Source organism: Streptomyces sp. NPDC059456 (assembly GCF_042750055.1).
GTDB lineage: Bacteria > Actinomycetota > Actinomycetes > Streptomycetales > Streptomycetaceae > Streptomyces.
In genome coordinates this window covers 1-6,748 of sequence record NZ_JBHYVA010000474.1, presented here as the reverse complement: position 1 = coordinate 6,748, position 6,748 = coordinate 1, and the positions used below count along the sequence as shown (strand labels likewise).

7 protein-coding genes are annotated in these 6,748 nt (G+C 75.1%); 2 read left to right on the top strand and 5 right to left on the bottom strand.

The genetic code is table 11. The features are described from left to right. Window positions 1-5 precede the first annotated feature (5 nt). The 3 genes from ACFXA3_RS30755 to ACFXA3_RS30745 all read right to left on the bottom strand — a co-directional run bounded on the left by ACFXA3_RS30755 (window position 6) and on the right by ACFXA3_RS30745 (window position 1,618). Complete coding sequence (locus ACFXA3_RS30755) at window positions 6-272, bottom strand: helix-turn-helix domain-containing protein (RefSeq protein WP_385191963.1); 267 nt, start codon at window positions 270-272, stop codon at window positions 6-8. Then, window positions 272-763, bottom strand: coding sequence for a DUF2975 domain-containing protein (locus ACFXA3_RS30750; RefSeq protein ID WP_385191961.1), 492 nt, complete (start codon window positions 761-763; stop codon window positions 272-274). Before ACFXA3_RS30750 ends, ACFXA3_RS30755 begins: the two co-directional genes overlap by 1 nt. A 66-nt stretch (window positions 764-829) precedes the next feature. Beyond that, window positions 830-1,618, bottom strand: coding sequence for an amidohydrolase family protein (locus ACFXA3_RS30745; protein ID WP_385191959.1), 789 nt, complete (start codon window positions 1,616-1,618; stop codon window positions 830-832). Window positions 1,619-1,685: 67 nt separating this feature from the next. On the opposite strand from ACFXA3_RS30745, the gene ACFXA3_RS30740 reads away from it, so the two are divergent. Further along, entirely contained in the window at window positions 1,686-2,036 is a 351-nt protein-coding gene (locus ACFXA3_RS30740) for a MerR family transcriptional regulator (RefSeq protein WP_385191957.1), read from the top strand. 160 nt (window positions 2,037-2,196) lie between these two features. Next, window positions 2,197-2,634: a hypothetical protein gene (locus ACFXA3_RS30735; protein ID WP_385191955.1), complete on the top strand. Its 438-nt coding sequence runs from the start codon at window positions 2,197-2,199 to the stop codon at window positions 2,632-2,634. A 47-nt stretch (window positions 2,635-2,681) separates the two neighbouring features. Here the strand turns inward: ACFXA3_RS30735 and ACFXA3_RS30730 are convergent, their stop codons facing one another. Both ACFXA3_RS30730 and ACFXA3_RS30725 read right to left on the bottom strand, forming a co-directional pair. Beyond that, complete coding sequence (locus ACFXA3_RS30730; RefSeq protein WP_385191953.1) at window positions 2,682-3,383, bottom strand: formyltransferase family protein; 702 nt, start codon at window positions 3,381-3,383, stop codon at window positions 2,682-2,684. Beyond that, entirely contained in the window at window positions 3,380-6,676 is a 3,297-nt protein-coding gene (locus ACFXA3_RS30725) for an amino acid adenylation domain-containing protein (RefSeq protein ID WP_385191951.1), read from the bottom strand. Before ACFXA3_RS30725 ends, ACFXA3_RS30730 begins: the two co-directional genes overlap by 4 nt. Window positions 6,677-6,748 lie beyond the last annotated feature (72 nt).

Genomic DNA, 6,748 nt, shown 5'->3' with positions numbered 1-6,748 from the left:
GCCCGTCACGGGGCCGTGGTGCCGGGCGCTGCCGCCTCGGCGCCGAGCGGCTCGTCCGCTGCCGCGTCCTCGGCCTCCCAGCGCAGCAGGTCACCCGGCTGGCATTCGAGCACCTCGCAGAGTGCGGCGAGGGTCGCGAAGCGCACCGCCTTGGCCCGGCCGTTCTTGAGCACCGCCAGGTTGGCGGGCGTGATCCCCACACGGTCCGCCAGCTCGCCCACGGACATCTTCCGCCGGGCCAGCATCACGTCGATGTCGACGGCGATCGGCATCAGATCACCTCGTCGAGCTCGGCCTGCATCTGCGCCGCTTGGACGTCTCGCGCGACGGCCTGGGCCAGCAGCATCCGCAGGACGAGCACGATGAGCGCGACCCCCAGGATGGCCAGGCCGATCCCGGCCATGATGACGGTGACACCCGGATCCTCCCGCTGGCCCGGCGCGTTGACGGCCGTGACCGCGAACCACAGGAGGGCGGCGGCCACGATCGCGCCGATGACCGCGTCCACGTACCGGAAGGCGGCGTGGGAGAACACGGTTCCGCGTCGCACCATCGCCACCAGCCGCCATACGGAGACCAGTGCGACCTGGGCCGACACCATGCCCAGGGCCGCGATCACCCGGAACGCGGTCAGCGGAACCGACCCGTCCTCCGGGTCGGCACCCGACACCAGCGTCCACACCAGCAATGCCTGTACGCACACGGTGCCGGCGAGCACCACCACGAGCACGGCGCGCAGCGCCCCCACTGTCAGCTTCCCCACGACCCATCCCTCCATCGAGTTACGATTGGAATCTATCGAAAGTCGATAGGTCGAGCAAGGGCTGGGTCAGCCGCCGGTCAGGAGGCGGGCCGCGTTGCCGCCGAGGACCAGGTCGCGGACCGCCGGATCGGTGACGGCGGCCTCGACCGTGTGCCGGGCGGCGACCACGTCTCCGTAGGGGGTGTTCGACCCGAACAGACACCGCTCGGGCAGTTCCCGGACCGCGGCGCGTACGGCGAACACCTGCAGGGCGCTGGAGAGGTCGATGTGAAGGTTCGGCGTGTCCAGGGCCAGGTCGACCAGCTCCAGCCAGTTGAGCCCGCCGAGCGCACCGACGACGACCGGGACCGTGCGGTACCGCGCGGCCAGCGAAGCGTACGTCCGCAGATCGTCGGCGGTGTTCGGAGCGAAGCCGTGGAGCAGGACCGGCACACCGCCGTGGTCGGCGCTGACGGCGAGCGCCGGCTCGACGAGGTGTGCCCGGCCGGGGGCGGGGGTCAGTTCGCCGATGCCGACGAAGCCGGGGCGGGCGAGCAGCTCGTCCAGCCGGGCCCGCGTCCGGTCGGCCGGCATGTCCAGTCGTACGGGCGCCAGCGCGACGCTCTCGCCCGGACGGGCGTCGACGGCATCGCGGAGCTCGTCCACGGCCGCCCGGAACTCGTCCTCGGAAGCGGCCTCGCCGCCGATCACCGCGACCAGCCGGGCGAACTCCGTACGCAGCCCGTCCAGGGTCGTCGGCGCTTCGGGATGGATGCGCGTCGACTGCAGGACGGTGCGGCCGACACCGGCCTGCCGTGCCCGGGCCAGCTGGGCCGGGACGTCGACCGTGACATGTGCGTGAAAGTCGATGATCATGGAGTCACGCTAGACATTGACACCGATGTGAAGGTCAAGTCCTTCGGCGGGGGGAGCGGTTGTGCGGGTGGGCGAGCTCGCCGGACGGACCGGGGCCAGCCCCCGGGTCCTGCGGCACTACGACGCGAACGGGCTCCTGCCCTCGCAGCGCCTGGCGAACGGCTACCGCGAGTTCCCCGAGCAGGCGGTCGAGCGGGTGCGCCGCATCAGACTGCTGCTGGGCATCGGGCTGAACCTCGACGACGTCGCGCTGCTGCTCCCCTGCTTCACCGAGGCCGGCAGCCTCACACCGTGCGACCGGGCCCGGGACCGGCTCCTGGGGCAGATCGCGGACATCGACGCCAGGATGTCCGCCCTGCGGGCGACCCGGCGGATGCTGGTCGACGAAGTCCGGCAGTGGGACCGGGAGCCGCACTGAGCGGTCACGGCGGCGCCGCCCCGACGCCGGCGTTGCGGAGCCGGTCTTGCCCGCCATTGGGGTGAATGGTTCGAGGAGTCGTCGCCACCTCGGAGCGAACCGTGGTCTGTTCGGAACGGACCGGCTCGACGAAGGGTGTGGAATGTCGTATCCGAGGCGTGTGGGAACGGCTTTGGGCGCAGCCGTGCTGACCGTACTGACGGTGCCGGCCGACGCCCGTGCGGCGGCGGTGGCCTGTGGCGGAGGCGTGTCGACGGGCCGGGTGGCGATCCACGGCTGCATCAGCGCCCAGCGCGGATCCGTCGGCAGGTTCCCGACCCGGGACATCACGGCGTACGTCACGGCACGCAACACCGGCCGGAAGGGGCTCAACGTCTCCTACGAGGCGTTCTTCCGCGTGGTCGACGGGGGCCACTGGGAGAAGGTGGGCAGCGGCCGCGCCCACGTCCAGGCCGGCGAGTCCATCGGTCCCGTCGAGGTGGGGAGCACGACCCGGGTCTGCGGCCCCGTGAAGGTCGAAATCCGCGTGCACGCCCGCGCCGACGGCGCCGCCTGGAGCGGCTGGTCCCCCGCCTCCACGAAGCAGTGCCAGACCTGAACCGGGGCGGGCGCCCGGCGCGACCCCGCGATCCTGCCCGGAGACCGTCAGGGTGAGAACTGCGGTGGTGACGGCGGGTGCAGTGCCCGGGCGAGTTCGTGGGCGTGGCCGGTGAAGGGGCCCAGGTCGGTGGCTCGGGCGTAGGCGGGATGGTCGCGGTAGGCCGCGAGCCGGTCCAGGGCGCGCAGGCCGTAGTACGCGGACGGGCCCGTGCCCGCACCGGGCGCGGGGGCGGCCGTACCTGCGGCGACGGACGGGAGGATCCGCTCGAACAGCGTCTGACAGGCCCGGATGCCGCGGAGCATGACCTGGTGGTGGCGGTCCTCGGGGCCGAGGGGGAAGCGGAGTTCGGCCAGGACGGGGCCGGTGTCGATGCCGGCGTCGACCTCGTGGGCGGTGGCACCGTACTCGGTGTCGCCGTGCAGCAGGGCGAACAGGACGGCCACGGACGGCAGGCCGCGGTGCCGGGGCAACAGCCCGTTGTGGATGTTGACGATGCGCAGGCCCCCGGTCCGGAGCAGCGGCTCCCGGAAGATCTGCCGGTTGTTGAGGGACCAGACGATGCCGTCGGTGCCGGCGCGGGCCAGCGTGCCGGCGTGGGCGTTGACGTCCGCCGCGGCGAGGTGGGGCGCGTCGGCAGCGGCGGCGTCCAGCGGGTCGGCGGAGCACACCAGGTCGACCGGGTATTTGCGGGTGGCCGCGTGGATGACGGCGCGGCGCAGCAGGGCTCCTTCTCCGACGAAGATCACGCGGTGGCCTCCTCGCGGACGAGGGTCAGGTGGGCGCAGACCTGTTCGAGCGTCAGGTTGCGCACCATGCAGTCCAGGCGCCCCGTGAACTCCCGGGCCTGGTGGGGGGTCAGCAGGTCCGCGGAGACCGCGGTGAGCATCTCGACGAGGGCCAGGGAGTCTCCGCCGAGGGCGTGGAAGTCGGAGTCCGCCGACAGCCGTGCGCCGTCGACGCCGAGGATCTCCGCCCAGTGGTGCCGGACGCGGGCCTCCAGCGGGGCCGCATCGGGTCCGTGCGGGGCCGGATCGGATCCGTGCGGGGCCGGGGCGCCCGGCTCGGCGGCGAAGGGGTCGGGGAGGGCGTCGAGATCGGCCTTCCCGCTGACCGTGCTCGCCAGCGCGTCGACCACGACGACCCGTGCCGGGACGAGGTGGGGCGGAAGGGTGCGGGCGAGATCGGCCCGCAGGGCCTCGGCCAGGTCCGCGCCCGCTCCGGGGTGGCCGGGGTGGGGCACGGCGTACGCGCACAGCACGGCCGACGCGGAGTGCGGGCGCCGGCGGGGCACGACGACGGCCCGGTGGACCGCGGTGTGGGCTTCCAGCGCGGCGGCCACTTCGGCGGGTTCGACGCGGTGCCCGGCGATCTTGACCTGGTCGTCGATGCGCCCGGCGAACTCGATGGCGCCGTCGGCCAGTCGGCGGCCGAGGTCGCCGGTGCGATAGGCGCGGATGCCGTCGGGGCCGGTGGTGAAGGGGGAAGGCGGGCCGCCGGACGGGCCGTCGGCAGCGCCGAGGTAGCCGCGGGCCACCTGGACCCCGCGTACGACGATCTCACCGGTGCGGCCGATGTCCTGTGGACGGCTGCCGATGGCCTCGCCGTCGGCGCCGACGAGGTCGACGCGGGCGTACGGTCCGGGGAGGCCGATCGGGACGGTGGCGCCGCTCTCGCTGCCGTCCACGGTGTGGGCGAGGACGGCGACGGTCGCCTCGGTGGGCCCGTACGCGTTGACGACCCGGCACCCGGCCCCGAACGCGGTGCGCGCGGACCGTACGGCGGCGGGGGTGAGGGCCTCCCCGCCCAGCAGCAGGGTGCGCAGCGGGCGCGTGGGCGCGCTGCTCTCGGGCCCGAGGAGGGCGAGGTGGGAGGGGGTGAGCGCGAGGGTGTCCGCCCGGTGTTCGGATACGAGTGCCCGCAGCGCGGCGGGCGAGGGCGCGCCGGGCGCGAGCACGGTCGTGCCACCGGCCAGCAGCGGCAGGAAGAGGGGGAAGCAGGAGATGTCGAAGGCGTAGGAGGAGGCGAAGCCGAAGCGGGTGCGGTCGGTGATGCGGCAGATGCCGGTCATCCAGCGGACGAACCCCATGAGGCTGCCGTGCTCGATCTGGACGCCCTTGGGGCGGCCGCTGGAACCGGAGGTGTGGATCACGTAGGCGAGGTCTCCCGCGGTGGGACGTGCCTCCGCCGGGCCGGCGGGTCCGGCATGACCGGCCGCGTCGGCGTCCGCCGCGTCCGCCCCGTCCTCGTCGCCCGCGTCGCCCGCGCGGCAGCCGTCGGCGCGGTCGTCGAGGAGGTCGTCGACGGCGAGCAGGACCGTCCCGGACACGAACGGGGCGAGTTCGCCGGCGAGGTGCCGCCGGGTCAGGCACAGCCCGGCGGCGCAGTCCCGGAGGACCTCCCCGATCCGTGCGCCGGGATGGGCCGGGTCGAGCGGCACGTAGGCCGCGCCCGCCTTCAGGACGCCCCACAGGGCGCACACTCCGGCGGGTGTGCGGTCGACGACCAGGCCGACCAGGTCGCCGCGTCCGATGCCACGCCGCCCGAGCGCGGCCGCGACCGCTTCGGAGCGCCGGTCGAGCTCGGCGTACGTGACCACGCCCTCTGGCCCGTCGAGGGCCGGCGCATCGGGGGTGCGGGCGGCCCGGGCCCGGAACACGTCCACGACGGTGGTCTCGGGGGCGGCCGCCTCCGGATGTGGTTCCGGCTGCGCGGGTGCCGGTGCGGGTGTCCCGGGCCCGGCTCCCGGCCGGTCCCGGGTGACCCCCGCCGGGCCGGCGAAGGCGGCCAGTGTCCGGTCCAGCAGCTGTGCGGCACGGGCCGCGAGGTCCGGGCCGGCGCCGCGGACGCCGAGCGTGATCTCGGTCGCCGTTCCGGTCTCCGCGGCGACGAAGGAGAGCGGCACCAGCGGGGCGTGCACCGGCAGCGCGAACGCCGCGGACGCCGTGAAACCCCCGCCGGAGAACGCGGCGAGGTCGAGGCGGCCCAGGTGCGAGACGACCGCCGAGGCGAGGTGCCGGTCGGTGCGGAGCGTCAGGGCCTGGGCGGTGCGCAGCACACCGGCGGTCACCGCCGACGGCAGCCGCGCGAGGTGCGTCTCGAATCCGGCGGCGAGTTCCCGGCCCTCGGCGAGGGCGGTCAGGAGGTGGGTGTGCGCGGCCGTCCAGTCGGCCCCGGGGTGCAGGTCCAGGAACAGCGGCAGGCTCAGGTTGCCGGTCGCCGCGATTCCGGGCCGGTGGCGGCGCAGGTCGACCGGGACCATGACGCGGGTGTCGCGCCGCGCGGCATCGGTCAGGGCCTGGGCGAGACGGGCGGTGAGCGCGGCATGCCGCCCGGGCAGGGTGCGGCGCAGCCACAGCGTCCGGGCCGGGGCACTGCCGGCCGCCGTGCCGAGCGGGGAGCGCCGGGCGGGCTTCGGGGTGGGCCGCGGACCGGTGCGGCCGAGCCGGCGCAGCAGCCCGGCGTCGGTGTCCGTGTCGAGCGCGGGGCGGGGGGCCTCGTCCCGCAGGGCGCGGAAGACTTCCCGCACCCAGGTCAGGGCGCCGTGACCGTCCATCACGGCGTGCGAGGCGCTGAACACGATGGTGGTCGGCGTCCCGTCCGCGCCGGAGCCGGAGCCGGGCACGATGAGCACCTCGCAGCCGGGCGGCTCCGCCCGCCGCGAGGACCCGGCGGACCCGGTCGACGCGGTGAACCCGGCGGTCCCGGCGGGCCTGGTGGGCTCGGGCAGTACGACCGTCCCCTGCGCCGCGTTCGCGGACGCGTCGGCACGTGGTGCGGCGTACCGCACCCGCGGCGGCGGCCCTTCGGCGCTCCAGATCGCGCCGACGCGCACGAGCGAGGAGCCGGGGCATGCCGCGGCGGCCCGCGCCAGCGCTGCCTGGAACCGCCCGCGCTCGGGTACGCCCTCCCCCTCGACGACGATGCGCAGGGCCATGGCTCCGCGTGCGTCCCCGGCGGCGAGGTAGAGGCGCTCGGTGGGCGAGACCGGCCGCCGGTACGGGGTGACGGCGACCGCGTCGGCGGCCTGGGGGGATGTCATGACGGGGAGTTCCCTTGTCCGGTGTGGTCGGGTGCGGTGCGCGGCGCGGGTGGGCTGGCCGCCGCGGGGGAG